The organism is Paenibacillus sp. YAF4_2 (genome assembly GCF_052113225.1).
Taxonomy (GTDB): domain Bacteria; phylum Bacillota; class Bacilli; order Paenibacillales; family Paenibacillaceae; genus Pristimantibacillus.
The window spans coordinates 1-18,138 of the sequence record NZ_JBFRCT010000002.1 but is presented as its reverse complement, the minus strand read 5'-3'; the positions used below and the strand labels follow the sequence as shown (position 1 = coordinate 18,138).

Sequence of the window (18,138 nt, the reverse complement as noted above, 5' to 3'; positions counted from 1 at the left end):
CCCTTGTCCTGCAAATATAGCTCCCATTATATTTTGGTCAGAGAACCTTTTTTATTCGTTTTTTATAAAAGCTACACGTTCTTCGCTTCTTCTAACTCCTTCACGATTTGCGGGAACTGCTTGTCTAGCGCGGATTAAACCCCGCTGTCGTCTCCAGTGCGGTGTACAAACTGATCAATCCGCTTAGCGGTAAAGCCCTTGATGTTGCAGGCGGCAGCACGGCTGACGGAACAAACGTGCAAATCTGGCAGGATTATAACAACGCCGCACAAACGTGGCAGTTCATACGGAAGTAAGATTCAAATTATGCAAAGAAACGCAGCCAACAAAGGCTGCGTTTTTTGTGGAATAACTCTCTATTCATACATGGCAATGACTGCCTTCGCTTGCTGTACAACTTTTTCAATCAAATATTCGGGTTGGACCAGCTTCATCGCCCCTCCATAACCAAGCACATACTCCACTGCTTCCTGCTCTGTATTAAAGCTGAGAGTAAGAGATACCATTTCGTCTTCGACAGGTAAATGCTCGTCGATCTTCTCGACAAATCTGTCTGTCAAAGTTAAGCGGCCAATGATAGAGGAATGTGCAAGAACCTTCACTTCCAAGGTAGGGAGCGATTCTGCAAAATTCAGCTTGCTTTGCTTCCAATACTCAGCCAAATCAAACCGTGCTGGTCTGGTAAATTCCTCTGCTGTCACTTCCGCCTTCATGATTCTGGACACCTTGAAATTTCGATAGTCTCCTTCGTCATTCATGGCGATCAAGTACCAGGAGCTGCCCTTCGCCACCAGACCCAAAGGGCAGATAACTCTTTGTGAGTGGGTACCATCGGTTTTCTGATAATCGATGGTAAGCTTGGTATCCTCCCACAATGCTTTTTGAATGGTGAGCAAGGCTTTATTCTTATCTTCGGAGGGCTTCCATGTTCCCGTATCCATATAAACTTTGTCCATGTAATGCCGTGCTTCGCTCTTGCTGGAATCAGGTAAGGAAGCCAGTAATTTCTGCCGGATATCCAACCCTGTGTTAACACCCAAATCCTTCATCATTTGTTCCGAAGGAAGCAGGAATAACGCCTTTGTGTCCTCCAGCTTTAGACCACTCAAATAACTCTTGAAGTGATCCATCAGCCTCCATCCCCCTGTTTTCCCACGGTCAGCTGCAACAGGTACACCGGAAATACTTAGCGCATCCATATCCCGTAAAATCGTTCGCTCCGATACCTCGAGTTTTCTGGCAAGCTCTTTTGTTGTCATCATCTCATGATTCTGAAGCAAAATCATGATACTAAGCAGTCGGTCTGCCCTCATTTATGTTCACCTTCACTCAAAGAAGATATTTTATATATGACAAAAGATGTCGTCATTATAGTCTACAATATTCTTAGATTTAACTAAAGCTAATACTTACGAAGTAAACTTTTGAGGAGGATAAATGATGAAGTCTTTGCTTGGGAAAATCGCTTTAGTGGCTGGGGCAACACGAGGAGCCGGGCGCGGTATTGCGATCGAATTAGGAGCAGCCGGAGCAACGGTATATGTCACTGGACGTACAACACGGTCGGAACGTTCTGAATACAACCGGGCCGAAACAATTGAAGAAACAGCAGAGCTTGTTACGAAGGCAGGCGGACAAGGAATTGCCTTACAGGTGGACCATTTGGTGCCGGAACAGGTGGCGGCCCTGGTGAAGCGAATCGAACAAGAACAGGGCCGGCTTGATATTCTGGTCAATGATATATGGGGGGGTGAGAATCTCGCGGAATGGCATGTACCGGTGTGGGAGCATTCACTGGATAAAGGTCTGCGTATGCTGAGACTCGCCATCGATACCCATCTCATTACGAGTCACTATGCTCTTCCCCTTATCATCAAGAACAAGAATGGACTTATTGTGGAGATGACGGATGGAACTGCCGAATACAATCAACAAAATTACAGAGTATCCATGTTCTATGATCAAGCGAAAACCTCGGTCATTCGTATGGCTTGGGCACTTGCTCAAGAGGTTAAGTCCTTTGATTGCACGGCAGTCGCAATGACCCCTGGCTGGCTTCGTTCCGAGATTATGCTGGAGCATTTCAAGGTGAAGGAAGATAACTGGCAGGATGCTGCTTCAATAGAACCTCATTTTCTTATTTCAGAATCTCCCCGTTACGTAGGGCGTGCGATTGCTGCACTTGCAGGGGATCCCGATATGAACCGTTGGAATGGACAATCCCTTTCAAGCGGTCAACTTGCTCAGGTGTATGGCTTCACCGATCTGGATGGTTCCCGGCCTAATTGCTGGCCTTACCTCGTTGAGGTTATGGATGCGGGTATGCCGGCAGACATTAGCGGTTATAGATAAAAGGTTTCAGCTTAGAAAAACCGCCTTCTCCCAGGAGAAAGCGGTTTTGGTTTTTATAAAATTAACTCCGGCTTAAAAAGGCAGCTACTTCAGCTAGGCGGGAGGCATAACCCCACTCATTATCATACCAAGCGGCCACAGATAACAGCCCGCCCTGTACATGTGTGAGCGGCAGGTCAATGATCGAAGAATGGGAGTCGCCTACAATACGTGAGGAAGCCCATTGTCCTTCCAGCACATCAAGAACCCCTTTGAGTGGCTCTTTCTGTGCAGCTTGCCGGAACATATCATTAATCTCTTCTGCTGTACACGGCTTCTCAGTCACCAGATTGAGCTCAGCAATACTGCCGGTACGTGTCGGGATTCGGTAGGCTTTGCCCGTAATCTGCAGATCGGGCCAAATGAACTTAAGCGCCTTCGCCGCACCTGAAGAAGAAGGAATGATATTTTCCGCAGCTGCCCATGAATCCCGGCGGTCCCTCATCGGTTGATCCGTCAGCGATTGCGTATTCGTATAGGAATGAACGGTCGAGAATAACCCATACTGGATGCCATAGTTTTCACGCACCAGCTTAACGACAGGAGCAAGTGCATTGGTAGTGCAGCTCGCCATACTGATGATTTTATGCTTTTCCGGGTCAAAGCTGTCCAGGTTTATTCCTTTCAACAGAACAGCATCACAATCTTCGAGCGATTTGCTTGGTCCGCTCACGAGCACTCGCTTTGCTCCACGCTCTAGGTGAAGCTGTGCAACTTGTCTCGTCACTGCCCGGCCAGTACAGTCGATGACAAGTTCAACGCCAAGCTCACTCCAATTCGGAATTTCCTGCGATGAGTTAAGATAGAGAATGGAACGATCGCCAATCTTAATCGTCCCTTCTGTACCTGTTACGGACTCCGGCCAACGCTTGTAATTCGTGTCTACCTCGAATAGCGCTGCAAGCGTCGCTTCGTCTTTAATATCCGAGATCGACACCGGCACGAACAGCTGATCCTGCAAAGCTACGCGAAGCAGCTGTCTTCCGATACGACCAAAACCAAATATAGCGATATTATTCATTCATTTCTCCTCACGCGTATGGATACGCTTCGTTATTTTAATTAAATGGATATCGGGACGTTATTCTTTCAACCAGGCGTTGGCAAGCAAAATCGCTCCACGTGCTGCTGAAGTATCTGCCAAGGCATTCAGCATGACGAAATCATGTATCGTTCCTTGGAATCGCGCTTGCGTTACCCGTACACCCGCCTCGCGAAGCTTATTCGCATAAGCTTCGCCTTCATCACGAAGGACATCGGCTTCTGCTGTTATAATCAGTGCTGGCGGCAAGCCCGTAAGCTGCTCGGTTGTCGCACGTAGTGGAGATGCATAAATTTCGTCTCGCTCGCTCGGCTTGGTCGTATATTGATCCCAGAACCAGGCCATGGCATCCCGACGGAGGTAGTAACCAGTTGCAAATTCGGAATAGGATTCGGTGTCATTCCCTGCATCCGTAACCGGATAGAAGAGCAGCTGCTTATGGATTTCTGGACCTTTCCGCTCTTTGGCAAGCAGCGTAATGGCCGCCGTCATATTGCCTCCGACGCTATCCCCTGCAATATAGAGCCGGCTTGTATCCAAGCCATTCTCTTCACCATTCTGCGCAATCCATTGCAGCGTTGCATAGATTTCTTCAATGGCCGTTGGGTACTTCGCTTCCGGCGACAAACTGTAATTCGGAAAAACGACCGCCGCTTCGGCACCAACCGCTAGTTCTCGGATAAGACGATCGTGGGTATGATTGTTACCAAACACCCAACCGGCACCATGGATATATAAAATAGCAGGCAGCTTCTTCGTTGCATTAGGAGAACGAAGAATGCGGATCGATACCTGCCCATTTGGACCGCCTTCAATCATCAGATCGGTAATAACGACAGGCGGTTTCGGAATATCTCCGGCTTGAAGCTCATCCACCGTTTCTCGGCCCTTATCCGGACCAAGTTGGAACAAATACGGTGGTTTTGCCGTATCCTGCGTCAATTTCAATGCCTCCGGCTCCAGCACAACCTTCTTGTTTACGGTTTTCTCTGTCATTTCACGCACTCCTCACATCAATTGATTTCATCCAAAATGGACCTGCTTATACTTCACCGTTATATGGCGAGATGAATCTTGTTCGCATAAATGGAACATTTTACTACCAATATTTTATAGGAATATCCATTCCAAATAAAGTGATCAATTTACTATCTTAGTGGTTAATTTTTGGTAAATTTTATCACAATATCTTCATTAGCATACAAAAAACCGGCAAACTGAGTGGATCAGTGTGCCGGTTTTTTGTCATTAACCTAGTTTATCTGCAAATAAGCAAACGACGGCAGCAGCTATCACGAGATTCAAGATGGCTGGAAATACTTTGCCAAATGGATGCTTGACTCTGAGATGCGAAAGAATGGCAATAAGCATCATAATACCTACTAATATAGCTGACCACACCGCAATCTCGCCGTACCAGTAACCGATAATAAGTCCAATACATGCAGCAATTTGAACGATACCTGTGATGACGCGGAACCATTGTGGCAGTTTGATCGAATCAAATAATTCAACCTGATGTCCCGCTCCTGCAAGCTTGCTTCCGCCAAAGAAAGCCATGGAGAAAAGCAGCCAGCTTTGAAGAATGATAGCTAGTATATGCATTTCAAAACCTCTCCCTTATTTGTTCATTTTAACCGACACCATTTAGTGTCCTTTTCTGTCTTTATAATATAACACCATTTGGTGTCCTGTAAAGCCTTTTTTAAAGTTATTTTTGGCTCGAAGCCAAATAAAAAGGCCGCCTCTCGCGTCTCGTGATCGCAAAGGCAGCCTTGCTTTACAGCTTATAATCCGGTGTATAAAATTCCTCAAGAAACTGATAGAACAACTGCTCCGTCGGAAGCAATTTACGCTGTGTTGGGCAGATGATGCCGATGCTTCGTGTCACAGTGGGATCCGCTATCGGAATTTTTACCGTTGATTGCGGGATGCTCTCCACCAAGGTGACTTCAGGCATAAGCGCTATCCCGAGTCCTGCTGACACTAACCCTTTTAACGCATCGATATCATCACCTTCAAAGGCAATATGAGGCGTAAATCCGAGTTCACTGCAGGCATTCATGACAATTTTCCGGAAGATAGTCCCTTCAGGCAGTGTGACAAAGGATTCATCCTTTATCTCAGACAACTGAATACTTGGTCGATGAGCGAGCGGATGATGAATAGGCAGAAGCGTCACAATCCGTTCTGTAAACAGCAGCTTCTGCTTAATATGCTTATCTTCACTAGGCAGCGGGGCGATCATAGCCAGATTAAATTCACCTTCAATGACACCGTCAACCAAATCAGCATAGAGGGCTTGTCTCATCTGAAATTTAGCTTCTGGATACCGTTTTCGAAAGGCATATATGGCCTTAGGCAAAACATGAGCCGCCAAGCTGATCGGAAAAGCAATTCGAACGACCCCTTTTTCCGGATCCAGATATTCCTTCACTTCTCTTTCAGCCTCGCTCATCATGTTCATCATCTGCTCTACGCGCTGCAGGAAGATCTTCCCTATCGGAGTCAGCTTTACTCTCCGTCCGTTACGAATAAACAGATCTACCCCTAATTCACTTTCCAATTGGGCTAATTGCCTGCTGACTGAGGATTGCGCAACATGAAGAACATTCGCGGCTTCTGTGACATGTTCTCTTCTTGCAACTTCCATAAAATATCTCATTTGTCTAAATTCCACTCAAATCCACGATCCTTTATGCGTAAAACGCATCAACTTTATCTTATCTGAATATTGTTGCGATTAAATATTTGATATTAATATTAAACTACTAAATCAAAAAAGAAAAATGTTATACATCCATATTAGGGAGTGTTGTCGTCATGAGTATCATACAGGAAGTGGAACAAGCAAACACAGGAATTGCACACGACTATATCGACCAGCTATTTGAAACGGTTCAAAAACGTAATCCGGGTGAAACCGAATTTCATCAAGCAGTAAAGGAAGTATTCCTTTCCTTAATTCCTGTGCTCTCCCAGAATCCGAAATATATCGAGCACGCCGTTCTTGATCGTTTAGTCGAGCCGGATCGGTTAATTTCGTTTAGAGTACCTTGGACTGACGACAATGGCAACGTTAAAGTGAACCGTGGTTTCCGTGTTCAATTCAACAATGCCATCGGCCCTTATAAAGGCGGCTTACGCTTCCACCCTTCTGTAAACGCTAGTATCATCAAATTCCTCGGATTCGAGCAAATCTTCAAAAACTCGTTAACGGGGCAAGCAATTGGCGGCGGTAAAGGTGGAGCTGACTTTGATCCAAAAGGAAAATCAGATCTTGAAATTATGCGCTTCTGCCAAAGCTTTATGACTGAGCTCAGCAAGCACATCGGTCCGGATACTGACGTTCCAGCGGGCGATATTGGTGTTGGCGCTAGAGAAATCGGCTACATGTTTGGACAATACAAAAAGCTGGTTGGCGCCTACGAAGCAGGTGTTCTGACAGGTAAAGGACTCGGTTACGGCGGAAGCCTTGCTCGTAAAGAAGCTACTGGTTATGGCTGCGTGTACTTTGTTGATGAGATGCTCAAAAGCAAAGGATACAGCTTCAATAGAAGCACCGTTGTTGTATCTGGTTCAGGCAACGTATCGATCTATGCGATGGAGAAAGCGCTCCAATTGGGCGCAAAAGTCGTAGCTTGCAGTGATTCCAGTGGTTACATTTATCATGAAGCCGGCATTAACCTCGATACAGTTAAACGTTTGAAAGAGGTAGAGAACCGCAGAATTAAAGACTACGTACTTGAGCATACCGATGCTATTTACGTAGAAGGCTGCTCTGGCATCTGGACAATTGCTTGTGATATTGCTCTGCCATGTGCAACACAAAACGAAATCGACAAAGAATCTGCTGAGATTCTTGTAAGCAATGGTGTCAAAGCCGTTGGTGAAGGTGCTAATATGCCTTCCACATTGGAAGCGATCGATGTGTTCCTCGACAACAAAGTCCTCTTCGCTCCAGCGAAAGCGGCAAACGCAGGCGGGGTTTCTGTTTCCGCTTTGGAAATGGCTCAGAACAGCCAACGACTGTCTTGGACATTCGAAGAGGTTGATGCTAAGCTGCATCAGATTATGCATAGCATTTACATCGAAAGCGTAAAAGCTTCTGAAGTATACGGCGTTCCTGGCAACTTGGTTATCGGTGCTAACATCGCCGGATTTGTTAAAGTCGCGGATGCGATGATTGCTCAAGGCGTATAAGGATTCAGATATATAAATTAAAAAAACCTCTTCTCCGTAGATCGGGAGAAGAGGTTTTTTTGTATGTAAATCCATACAATCAGACCATTGTTTGATGTTGAAGCCCATTTCCTTGCCACAACAACGATTTGTGGATGCTTGTACGGAGGATCTTCTGCCTGCGTGTTTCGTCTGAATCCGTGTAAAAATAAGCATCGCCGGCGATGCTGAGCAAAGCCTCCTTTGCTGCTTGGGATGCATGTTGCTCGTGCTGTATAAGGTAATGACAGATCTGATAACAATAATTCTCATACCGCCGCAATATAGAGATCTTAACATGCCGATCCATAGAGAAACTTTCTCCCTTCTCCTCCTGTACAATCTATACAATAGGATAGGGAAAATTATTTAATTAAAAATGGGGGAAAACATTAAGTTTTTCTTAAATGGGAGAGTTTAGTTGAAAAAAGCTCCCTTACAGCAACAGGGTTACTATACCTGCCTACCGTAGGGGAGCTATCGATTCATCATTTAACCTGTGATAATCCGTGTTACAAACCAATATAGTCCGATTACTGCAACGAACGAAGAGGCTGCGTAATTAGCGTACTTATACGCTTTGTAGCGGCCAACCCAAATGAGCAGCGGAAGCAGTACGGCCAGAACAGCCAATTGGCCGATTTCAACGCCTACGTTAAACGAGAACAGGGTTAATAGGAAACGGTCACTCATTGCGCCACGCAGCACCTCGGCGAAGCCAAAGCCATGAATCAATCCAAAGCCCATGGCAATGATCCAGCGGCGCTTCACCTTTTTGAGCCAAATATTTTCGACCGCCACATAGGCGATGCTTAGCGCAATGGCTGGCTCGACGAATGCTGCGGGCAAATTCACGACCTCAAGAGCCGAGAGCGCGATCGTTAAGCTGTGTCCTATCGTAAAGGCTGTAAGCACCTTCACGTAATCCCGCTTGCGCTGCTTAGCGATGACAAGCGCTGCAATGAAGAGCAGATGATCGATTCCGCTCAAAATATGCTCGACACCAATCCGTATATACTCCCACATCGACATGAGCCAGTTCGGCACCTCGACCGTCGTTTTAGACGAATCCCCTGCCGACGCGCCGATTATCTCGGTCACCGTCTTGTTGCCGCTGTTAAACACTATATCCTTGGAAGAGCCCGCCTCACGGATGGTCGCGAAGTTCTGATGTGCCGGATCGGTATCAAAGAAAAAATTGTATTTAATCATATACTCAGAGGCACCGCTCGGGAGCTCATATGTAAGCTTCATGAACAAGCATAAGCCGTTGTTTCTATTTTTTGTTGCAATTTCTCCGATCTTTGGCTCTAGAGTTTCACCGCCTGCCTTTAAGACAAGCGAATCCGCGATCAGAGGGCGTAAATCTTCTTCCGTCCACGATACTTCTCCTTCTGACGGAGAAGATTTGTCTGGATCGATAATGAACACTCCGCTAGAGCGCATATCCATCCACTGAGACACTTCTGTAATATCCAAATACAAGTCGTATTCAAGCTGCCCGTCATTCACGTTGATGTCGGAATATCCATATGTGTTCATATGCGCGTACGCATGCGGAGCAATGCCGAACAGGAACAGACAGACGGCCAAAAGCGCAGTCGCCTTTTTCATGAGATTCACAAGCCTCCTTGGACAAGCGATAAAGGTTGGTAAAACCCGAGCCAGCGCTAAGGAGACTGGATCCCCCTGCGCCGGCTCGGCGAAAACTACCCGTTATTTCAATTGTTCCAATATTTCATAGATCACTTTAGCACTTTCCAAACGAGTTGCATTCGCTTGCGGAGCGAATTGCCCGTTCTCGCGGCCAGTCATGATACCAAGTGCGTTCGCTTTATCAATCGCTTCTTGTGCCCATGTGCTAATCTTGCCCGCATCCTTGTACAAAACGTCTCCCGATTCTGCGACAGCGGTACCTTTCTTGTACTCGAGAGCACGAATGATCAGGACAGCCATTTCTTCGCGGCTGATTCGTTTGTCCGGCTCGAAGCTGTCAGCAGTGATGCCTGTTACGATTCCCGCCTGAACGGCAGCGTCTACGGCATCCGCATACCAGCCTCCCGCTCTAACGTCCTTGAACTTCGAAACCGTTGAAGCAGAAGCAGTAAGACCAAGCGCCCTTGCGAGCAAGGTTACGAATTCCGCGCGTGTCGTAGGCTGGTTGGCGCCAAACTTGTTATCGCTGATGCCATTTACGATACCCCGGAACGAAAGCTCCTGTACGTAATTGTAAGCCCAATTGCTTGAAGACACGTCACTGTAAGGCTTGTTGTATTCCATAACGATATACTTACCCGGTCGTTCAACAGAAGCTGTAAAGCTGCCGTTCGTATATTCGCCTCCGATCCAGACGGCATTGCCGCTCTCGTCGATACGGTAAATGCCCGCGAGCTTGACGTTGTTAATCGAATCTGCCTTTAATTCGATCTTGACCGGACTCGGCAGCGTGCCAATAGTAGTCAGACTGCCGGATTTGTTACGTTCGCTGAACGAAAGCTGCAAGGCGGCACCTTTCGCATTCATGTTCGCCTTCCGTTCCGCTCCCGCAGACTCTTCTGCTTGATCAATCGACGTCTGCACGATTTTGTCCAGCTTAACAATCAACTCACTTCCATCGCCCAGCTTGCCGCCAAGAGACTGCAGAACCGCAGCTGGTATGATGACTAAACCGTTGTTACCGGTTTCGATTTTCACATCACGGCTGCCAATTTTGGCAAGCGTATCTCCGCTAAGTGCAATCGCGCTAGCTCCTGTTGCAGGCTTCAATGTAACATCTCCCGTTGCAGGGATCGCATTTGGAGAAATAACCGTTACATCCGTACTTGGGTCAGGATTAGACGGAGTTGTCGGAGTTGTCGGAGTTGTTGGCGTCGTCGGAGGTACGGACGTGCTGCCGGTCGAGAAGCTCCAAATAGTTGATGTCGCACTGTCCCCGTTCTTATCCGTGGCAATCGCATACCAATTATAGACCGTGTTGCTCGAGCGAGCCGGCCAGCTTGCGGTTGCTGTGCCGCCGCTTGCCACATTGGTCTGACTGCCAATCTCCTTACTTCCGTAGACGTTCACTCCGATAAAATCAGTGGCAACCTGCTTACTCGGATCTTGAGTCTTATAAGGCAATAAGAAGTCGTCTTTGCCTTCCTCCTCGAAGAAGTTGCTGTCATTCATATAAGCCGAGTAAGTCGAGACATGGATTTGATTAGCAGCCAGATTGAACTCCAAGAATCTCATGTAGCCTTGGCCGCCTTGCGGACCGGATTGGTAATCCGCCAGCATCTCGATAACGACGCGGTCACTGTTTTCAACATGCTTGACGTTATAGGCAACGCCATGCAAGTGTCCGCAAAGCACCATACGAACATTGTCATTCTTCGCTACAATTTCGTTCCAGATCATCTCGCCTTGACCGGAATAAGCACCTGTCGGAGAAATGTACTCGTGGGTACCGATGATCACGTAGCGATCCGGATACTTCTTAAGCACCTCGTTTGCCCATTCCACCGTATTGTCCTGAATGTTCCAGCCAAGATACATGATCAGGAAATCTTGGCCCTTAACTGAAATCAAGTCATAATGGTCACGGTTGTTGTTCAGATCGTCGCCATAATACGGCTGGTCCTTGAACCGTTCGCGGCCAAAATACTTCCAATACTCCGTGTAATTGGATTCGTCATGATTGACGTCATGGTTGCCGGTTACGACGCCATATGGAACGCCGGCATCCTCCAGACGCTTCATGCTGTCGCTGGCAACCTTCCATTCATCCGGACGGTTGAAGTCATCGACCAAGTCACCTGTATGAATGAGATACGAGATTTTCTTCTCATCCTTCATATCCGCCACGTATTTCATTTCTTTGTCGTAAATCTCCGGATAAGAATCAGAATAATATTGCGTGTCACTCGCCCATGCGAAGCTGAAGTCGACTCCGTCTTCTGCAGCCGGTACGAGATCCTGTACAAGCACATGAATCGTTTTATCTTTTACCATGTCCGCAGCGCTGACTGTCGCCTTCAGTTCGAAGTCTTCAGCTCCAACGCCTGATGTGGCTCTTACCCATTTGCTCGTGTTGTAGTTCCAGGTATATAACGTTACTTGACGATCCGGCAGTGAATGTCCATTCCAGACAACTTCGACATTCGCGATATCGACAGGCTCTTGATCGAGCTTGAAGTCATAGCGCTGATAAGGGAACAAGCCGTCCGCGTCGGTGACAAAATAAGTTCCATCAACACTCTTGACCTGATTGATCGCTTCTGCGGAGACAGCCGTTTCGCCGGCCGGGCTCAGCTCGAGCGGAGGTTCACGGTCTGTCGAATTGGAGAAGCCTTCGATATCCGTACGATTGCTGTAGTTGTAACGGTATGCCTCACGGAAGCTGACATCCATCGCATCTCCGTTCGGATCACTTACCTTTACGCTAAGCTGTGCATTTGTTCCAACATTCGTTGCGTTATCCGCTGGCGTTGGCTCAAAGGAATGACTTGGTATCTCGCTGCCGACACTGAACGTTGCGGAGCGATCCACTTCATTACCAGCCTTGTCTGTTACCTTAACGCGGAATACGTGCTCGCCGGCAGACAGATCAGATGCTTTCACTTGAGTCGGCAGTGTCACGGCTGCACCGTCCAAGGTTGCAATCGTCGTACCTATACCGGAGGTCGCATCCGTTGCTTTAACATTCAGTTCAATATTGCCGCTGTACGTTTCGCCATCTTTAATCGAGAACTCGTCGAACACCGGGAGTGTGTTATCGATGATTGCGGATACGCTTGCTTTCGTTCCTGCTTCCGCGTCGGACACCTCGAATGTATGCTCGCCATCAGACAGCGTTTTCGTATCAAGCGTGGACGCTTCGCTGTAGAACAGCGCTTCAGGCAGGTTAACGGTAAGCTCAAGATATTCGAAGTATCCGGCGCTGTCGCCGACCTTTTGTCGTTTTGCCGGATCAACGGCCGTAAATTGGTCTTTGTCGAGCACCTTGCCTCTAGCCGTTACAGCTGCTTGCTCGCCATTGCCGAGTAAAAGCTTGATGTTCTCAATTTTATAATCATCGTTATTGCCTTCCTTGCCTAGTGGATCCAGCTTGTTACCTGCTGTTACAAGCAGCACATTATTACCCGGCTTCAGCAGACTCTTTGATACCGTTGCGACATGAGGAGCTAAATAGGTCACGTTAGGGAACGTGGAAACCAGTTGTCCATTTACGTAAAGCCCGTCATTAAAGCTCTTCTCCATATTGTCAGCATTAAACGTCAGATAGACATCATCATTTAATGCTTTCTCACTTGCGAGGATCTGTCCGTCCACCTTCAAACTTAACGTACGTCCTGCATCAAGAGCATTCCCTTGAATGCGTGTACTGCCTTTCAAGAAGCTGCCCGGAGCAAAATCGAGCCACAGCTTGCTCTTTGGTTCAAATGTCACCTTGTAGAGCTCAGCACCACCGTCCGTCGAACGAGATACGTTCTGGCCGTCCGTCGCTTCGATGAAATATTCGATCGAGCCTGCTCCGAGAATTTTATCCATCGCTATTGTGCCGCTGTATTCATTTGAATTTGTCGACGAGCGAAGCAGGTTAGCCTCCTGGTAAGCGGAATCGCCTGTTCTTTTGAATAAAAGCGTCGCCCGGTCCACTTTGACGTCGTCGGTAATGCTTGCTGTAACGGTCAAGCTGCCAAAAGGCTGGTTGCCTGATGGGGCTGCATAGGAGATTACCGGCTTTGCAGTATCCTCGGGAATCTCAGCGGTTATTTCAGGCACCTGTCCTTCGACAATTACGCCCGGTGTAGCCGTTTGACCAGCAGAGCGCTCGAACATCCGATTTAGAAACTGCGGGTTCGGATCTCCTTTCGGATATTCGTATACCACACTTTTTCCATCATCGTTCACTTCATCCTTAGCAACGTTATACCAAGCCTGTGAAATCGCGCCGCCCCAATGGCCGACCCAATCCGCCGCATCCGGAGCGATTAGGATACGTCCCTCGCTGGTATTGTCCATCCCGATCGAGTAAAGAGATGTCACTTGCGAGCTGGTCAGGTTCACGGTCGAGCCTGTAACCAAACTCCAATGTGTATTAAAATCTGCCAGCGACTTGTCCAAACTCAAGTCGGATTTCACCCAAATGACCACCGTTTGCTTCGAAGGCAGGATAAAGTCTTCCGTCAAATCCCACTTAATGGTGGCGCCATGGGAGAATTCGTAGTAGATCGTATAGTCCTTCAGATTAACGCTGCGATCCGTGTTGTTGTACATTTCGATGTACTCATACATGTCGCTGCCCTTATCATCCGGCACGAGCTCCGTGATGAGCAGCGAAGGTGCAGCATCCGTAACTGAGTGGAACACTTTGATTTCATAGGGATCGCCGGAGAAAGGACTCTTTCTCGTATGAATACCGTCAGTTGCCTCGATATAGTAATAGAGGTACTCGGCTTCCGCATCAAATGCTTCCTTAGGGATGACGGCGTTATAGCGGCCTTCTGCTCCCGCGGTCATATTGACGGAGGTATAATCCGTATCCTTATCCGTCTTGAAGTAAAGCTTCGCACCTTGAATAGCGCCAGCCGCACTCGTAATAACGGCGGAGATCGGAAGATCCTTCTCCAAAGTAGAGCCCGCAGCCAGTGCATGCTCGATATGAGGTGAAAGCTGATCAGCAACTAAAGAACCTGGAGTTGGGGCTACCTTGCTGCCTACCTTCTCCATAAGCTTAGTCGTTTGGCCATCCACCTTATAGATGACGGAAGTATTGTTCAAATCATCGCAATTGGTCGCCGCATCAGCCGGGCAACCGTCATTGTACTTCGCAGATACGACCGTTTCGACTGCTTCACCGGTCTTCTTCACGATCGATATCGTATGCTCATTCGCGTTGATAAGATTTCCGGACGGATGATTAAACGAGACAATATCGCTGTCTGTAAGTGATACATTGTAGGCTCCGTTAAACTTGTCCAGCGAGCCGTTCTGTTCGTCACTGTAATAAGCGCGTACGACCATCGTCTGGTTTGGCTGGATGGTCTTACTGTCTTTGAACGTCCACTCGTATGCTAATGTTGAACCATTAAAATACTGGATTTGGTAGTCTTGCAGTGCGATTGGCTCACTGCTGTTGTTGTAAATTTCGAAGTATTCCCAAGCGTTCACATCCCCGCTTCCGATATTCGGGGTATTGAACACGATTTCGGAAATTAGCAGAACAGGAGGTTGCTCAGGCTGACCAGGTTCCTCAGGCTGTTCAGGCTGTGCGATCTGAAGCTCGTAGAAGCTGTCGGCCGCCGACGGACTTCTTGTTGTACCTGCCGAGTTCACAGCTTCGATATAGTAGTCGATCTTGCTTGTCCCTTGCATCGCGCTTTCCGGGATTACGCCGGTAAGAACGGCATCCTTAACGCTGAACGGGACAGACGTATACGCAGGTTCTTCCGCTTTTTTATAATAGAGCTTCGCAGAAAGCAAAGTACCCTCGCTGCTCACGTCAGCCGTTACGGAATAATCTTGCGGCTGGATCGGTGCCGTCTGCGGAACGTGGCTCAATACAGGAGGTACCGTCGCTGGAACACCTGTATCCGCAACCGGTTGACCTGTAACCAAACTTCCCGGCGTTGGTGCTTGCTTTGATGCCAGCTTCGTCATCACGGTTGTTCCAGAAAGTGGATTATAAGCAAATACGATGCTTTTGCCATTGCTGTCGTCGATGTTGTTGGAGGAGTTGATCAACGGTGCTCCAGTCGAATCAACGTCGTTATATCTCGCAGATACAACCGTTTCGTTGTTTGCTGTCCGTTTCACGGTTACCGTTTGCGTACCCGTGTTCGGGAGATTGCCTCCGCCGGACTGATCCATATAGGTGACTTGAGTCTCGGGCAGCTCGGTATGGTAAACCAAATTAAACGACGCAAGCGTGTCATGGTCTGCTGCGGTCGTAGGATCGGTGGCATTGCTTTGCCCTTTTACAACAATCGTCTGATGAGGCTCAAGCATACGGCCAGCTTCAATGGGATAATCATAATGAGCACCGCCGTTATAGCTGTCGCGAGTAATAAAGTAATCATTGAGAGAAATCGCAGAGCCGCTGTTATTGTACAGCTCGACATATTCCCAAGCGTTATCGTCAGTACCACTACCGCCCGGAGGCGTATAGTTCGGAGAGTTTGCTACTATTTCCGTAATCAATAACTCCGGTTCGTCCTGTAATGCCTCTGCATTAGCCATTCCAGACGCGCCGATCGGCAATCCTGTTACGATAAGTACTGCCGTCATCGTTCCCGCTATGAACCGCCTCCGCACTTGTTTGAACAACCTGTTCATTCCTCACACTCCCGCTTCTATCAAGATTGCTGTTGCCTAATTCACAGACATCTTAATCTAGCAAAGATGGAATGCCTATTCACATTTCATTCGATAGCTTACAGCTCTTTAGAAGATCAGCGGAATTCTCGAAAAGTCAGTAATTCATGCATAGTTTCTTAAATAGGGTCTATCGTTTTTTTGACATTGCGATAACATTATCTTAATTCAGGACTCACTTAATGGAAGTAAAATGAATAAATGGACAAATACAACTGGAAAGTGGGATTCCTTTCATGAGAATGTCTACGCGGAAAGGGCCTTCTAACAGCTTCAAGAAGTTAGGTTCGAATTCAACCCAATTCTCTGCCCTATCTCGCTTGGAATGTATAAACCGGCTAAAGAATATTAACGGCGTTTTGAGTGTAGATTGGAGCAATCGGCTGTCTGCCAACCGAAGCTGTCATGTCGTGCTTTTTCATTTTCGATTTCCAAAAGAAGCTTGCGCTAGTGATGAACAGCAATATATCCTTCACAACCTCGCCGAATCGCTCCATATTCGGATAAGTGAGCAATTTAACGACACAGATACGTTCCAGATCGAGAAAGATAGTATTGTCACGGTCTTCTATGGAACCACTCGCGAGAAAATTGCCTCGTTCATCAATACGATGAAACCGATGCTGCAATGGGAGAAGCTCCGCTGCCATATCACCATAACCGTCGGCATGCATTCCGTTCGTTATAATGAGCTTGGTGCCGCCTATGAGCAAGTACAAGAGATGGCCAAGCAAGCGAACTTGACCGAGGAAACTCAAGTGATTGACAAGCTGAAGACAACTCCCCCACTTCTATTAAGTCCTAAGCACGAGCAGACACTTAGCTCATTTTTGCAATCGGGCAATGCCGAAGGTGCTATGCAGATGGTGTCCCAATTGATTGACCATTTTGTCGAAAGCAGAGCTGCCTTTCAAGCCTACCAACACCTCGCTAACCTTACGGCGGCCAAGGTGTGGGTTAATCTAGAACCGCTGCACTTGGAAGCCGAAGCAGTCGAGAAGGTCTACACCATTATCAAGAAGTTGTATGAATGTGGAACTGTTCAGGACTATTTGGATACATTCACGGAGCTTTTCGAACAGGTCGCCGCCTTTATCAAAGATTCTCAAAAATATCAGGATCCGATCGCGGCCCTTGTCATGGATATTTTACACACCCGTTACTCTCAAGATTTGTCGCTCGCCTATTTGTCCCAGCTGCTGACCATGTCTCCTGCTTATTTGTCCGTTTATATTAAAGAGAAGACCGGTGCGAACTTCAGCGACCATTTGAACGAGATTCGCATCCGCAAGGCAAAGGAGCTGCTCATCGTCACCGAGATGTCCATTCAAGACATCAGCATGCAGGTCGGATACACTAACATAACGTCCTTTAACCGGATGTTTAAGAAGCAGATCGGAATGTCGCCTGGTGAATACCGCAAGCAGCAAATTTCTCAAATTCATCAGGTAAAATAAAAAAGGGTAGTCTCTCAGGTGGTTTACCTAAACTGGTACCCTTTTCAAGGACACTTGAAAAAGAGGAAGGTTAGGCAGCAGCAGCAACCAACAATAGATGATTCCTGTATTGAACAGGGGTCATCTTTTTTAATCCCCATTGATAACGGTGATTATTGTAGTAGGTAATGTAACGATCTATCTCGTGTTTCAACTCACTGATTGAAGAACAATTACGGCTAATGACATGATCTTTCATATGACCAAAGAAAGATTCTTGGGGAGCATTGTCCCAACAGTTCCCTCGCCTTGACATGGATTGACCAAGGCCCTTTTGCTTGAGTAGTTTCTGGTATTTAGGGCTTGTGTAATGCCCACCTTGATCGGAATGGATAAAGGCATTCTTGTGAAGTTTAAGACGGCGCTGYTTCATGAGGACCTCTATGGTCTCTGTAGCTAAGGGTAGTGCAAGGCTTGTTGAGAGGTTGTGGGCGAGGAGCTCGCCTGTGGAWGCATCCAAAACCGTGGATAAATAAGCGGTCTCCGTACGACCATACGGTAGGTATGTAATGTCGGTGAGCAGCACAAAACCAGGGATCTCTTGCTTGAAATCCCGTTGTAATTTATTGGGCACGACACGATGTTCTTGTGTTGCCTTAGCCATAAGTCTGTACGGATTAGGCCTTCTATGCG

12 protein-coding genes are annotated in these 18,138 nt (G+C 47.4%); 4 read left to right on the top strand and 8 right to left on the bottom strand.

Features of this window, described 5'->3' with window-relative positions; genetic code table 11:
- Positions 1-161 precede the first annotated feature (161 nt).
- Positions 162-296 carry an RICIN domain-containing protein gene (locus AB4Y93_RS04170; protein ID WP_441889284.1) on the top strand — a complete coding sequence of 45 codons (135 nt, stop codon included), beginning with the start codon at positions 162-164 and terminating at the stop codon, positions 294-296.
- Positions 297-356: 60 nt separating this feature from the next.
- On the opposite strand, the gene AB4Y93_RS04165 is transcribed toward AB4Y93_RS04170, so the two are convergent.
- Positions 357-1,313: a helix-turn-helix transcriptional regulator gene (locus tag AB4Y93_RS04165; protein WP_441889282.1), complete on the bottom strand. Its 957-nt coding sequence runs from the start codon at positions 1,311-1,313 to the stop codon at positions 357-359.
- 127 nt (positions 1,314-1,440) lie between these two features.
- Here AB4Y93_RS04165 and AB4Y93_RS04160 point away from each other — a divergent pair, with 127 nt between their 5' ends.
- Positions 1,441-2,352: an SDR family oxidoreductase gene (locus AB4Y93_RS04160; protein WP_441890491.1), complete on the top strand. Its 912-nt coding sequence runs from the start codon at positions 1,441-1,443 to the stop codon at positions 2,350-2,352.
- 61 nt (positions 2,353-2,413) lie between these two features.
- On the opposite strand, the gene AB4Y93_RS04155 is transcribed toward AB4Y93_RS04160, so the two are convergent.
- From AB4Y93_RS04155 to AB4Y93_RS04140, 4 genes are all read right to left on the bottom strand, one after another.
- Positions 2,414-3,412: a type I glyceraldehyde-3-phosphate dehydrogenase gene (locus AB4Y93_RS04155; RefSeq protein WP_441889280.1), complete on the bottom strand. Its 999-nt coding sequence runs from the start codon at positions 3,410-3,412 to the stop codon at positions 2,414-2,416.
- Positions 3,413-3,472: 60 nt separating this feature from the next.
- Entirely contained in the window at positions 3,473-4,429 is a 957-nt protein-coding gene (locus tag AB4Y93_RS04150) for an alpha/beta hydrolase (protein WP_441889278.1), read from the bottom strand.
- A 252-nt stretch (positions 4,430-4,681) separates the two neighbouring features.
- Entirely contained in the window at positions 4,682-5,038 is a 357-nt protein-coding gene (locus AB4Y93_RS04145; RefSeq protein WP_441889276.1) for a DoxX family protein, read from the bottom strand.
- Between the two features lie 175 nt (positions 5,039-5,213).
- Complete coding sequence (locus AB4Y93_RS04140; RefSeq protein WP_441889274.1) at positions 5,214-6,113, bottom strand: LysR family transcriptional regulator; 900 nt, start codon at positions 6,111-6,113, stop codon at positions 5,214-5,216.
- A gap of 143 nt (positions 6,114-6,256) precedes the next feature.
- Between AB4Y93_RS04140 and gdhA the strand changes: the two genes are divergently transcribed.
- A complete protein-coding gene (gene gdhA / locus AB4Y93_RS04135; RefSeq protein ID WP_441889272.1) occupies positions 6,257-7,636 on the top strand; it encodes an NADP-specific glutamate dehydrogenase in 1,380 nt (459 codons plus the stop codon).
- A 510-nt stretch (positions 7,637-8,146) separates the two neighbouring features.
- Here gdhA and AB4Y93_RS04130 read toward each other — a convergent pair.
- Together AB4Y93_RS04130 and AB4Y93_RS04125 are read right to left on the bottom strand one after the other, a co-directional pair.
- Positions 8,147-9,268, bottom strand: a complete 1,122-nt coding sequence (locus AB4Y93_RS04130; protein WP_441889270.1) for a HupE/UreJ family protein — start codon at positions 9,266-9,268, stop codon at positions 8,147-8,149.
- Between the two features lie 102 nt (positions 9,269-9,370).
- Complete coding sequence (locus AB4Y93_RS04125; protein ID WP_441889268.1) at positions 9,371-15,970, bottom strand: lamin tail domain-containing protein; 6,600 nt, start codon at positions 15,968-15,970, stop codon at positions 9,371-9,373.
- Positions 15,971-16,245: 275 nt separating this feature from the next.
- Between AB4Y93_RS04125 and AB4Y93_RS04120 the strand changes: the two genes are divergently transcribed.
- Complete coding sequence (locus tag AB4Y93_RS04120; RefSeq protein ID WP_441889266.1) at positions 16,246-17,466, top strand: helix-turn-helix domain-containing protein; 1,221 nt, start codon at positions 16,246-16,248, stop codon at positions 17,464-17,466.
- A 70-nt stretch (positions 17,467-17,536) separates the two neighbouring features.
- On the opposite strand, the gene AB4Y93_RS04115 is transcribed toward AB4Y93_RS04120, so the two are convergent.
- Positions 17,537-18,138, bottom strand: a 602-nt coding sequence (locus AB4Y93_RS04115) for an IS3 family transposase (RefSeq protein ID WP_441889264.1), incomplete at its 5' end; no start/stop codon positions are given.

Excerpts from the sequence above, each read along its gene's own strand:
- AB4Y93_RS04165 (WP_441889282.1), bottom strand. The coding sequence starts at position 1,313 with ATGAGGGCAGACCGACTGCTTAGTATCATGATTTTGCTTCAGAATCAT.
- AB4Y93_RS04160 (WP_441890491.1), top strand. The coding sequence starts at position 1,441 with ATGAAGTCTTTGCTTGGGAAAATCGCTTTAGTGGCTGGGGCAACACGA.
- AB4Y93_RS04155 (WP_441889280.1), bottom strand. The coding sequence starts at position 3,412 with ATGAATAATATCGCTATATTTGGTTTTGGTCGTATCGGAAGACAGCTG.
- AB4Y93_RS04150 (WP_441889278.1), bottom strand. The coding sequence starts at position 4,429 with ATGACAGAGAAAACCGTAAACAAGAAGGTTGTGCTGGAGCCGGAGGCA.
- AB4Y93_RS04145 (WP_441889276.1), bottom strand. The coding sequence starts at position 5,038 with ATGCATATACTAGCTATCATTCTTCAAAGCTGGCTGCTTTTCTCCATG.
- gdhA (WP_441889272.1), top strand. The coding sequence starts at position 6,257 with ATGAGTATCATACAGGAAGTGGAACAAGCAAACACAGGAATTGCACAC.
- AB4Y93_RS04130 (WP_441889270.1), bottom strand. The coding sequence starts at position 9,268 with ATGAAAAAGGCGACTGCGCTTTTGGCCGTCTGTCTGTTCCTGTTCGGC.
- AB4Y93_RS04125 (WP_441889268.1), bottom strand. The coding sequence starts at position 15,970 with ATGAACAGGTTGTTCAAACAAGTGCGGAGGCGGTTCATAGCGGGAACG.
- AB4Y93_RS04120 (WP_441889266.1), top strand. The coding sequence starts at position 16,246 with ATGAGAATGTCTACGCGGAAAGGGCCTTCTAACAGCTTCAAGAAGTTA.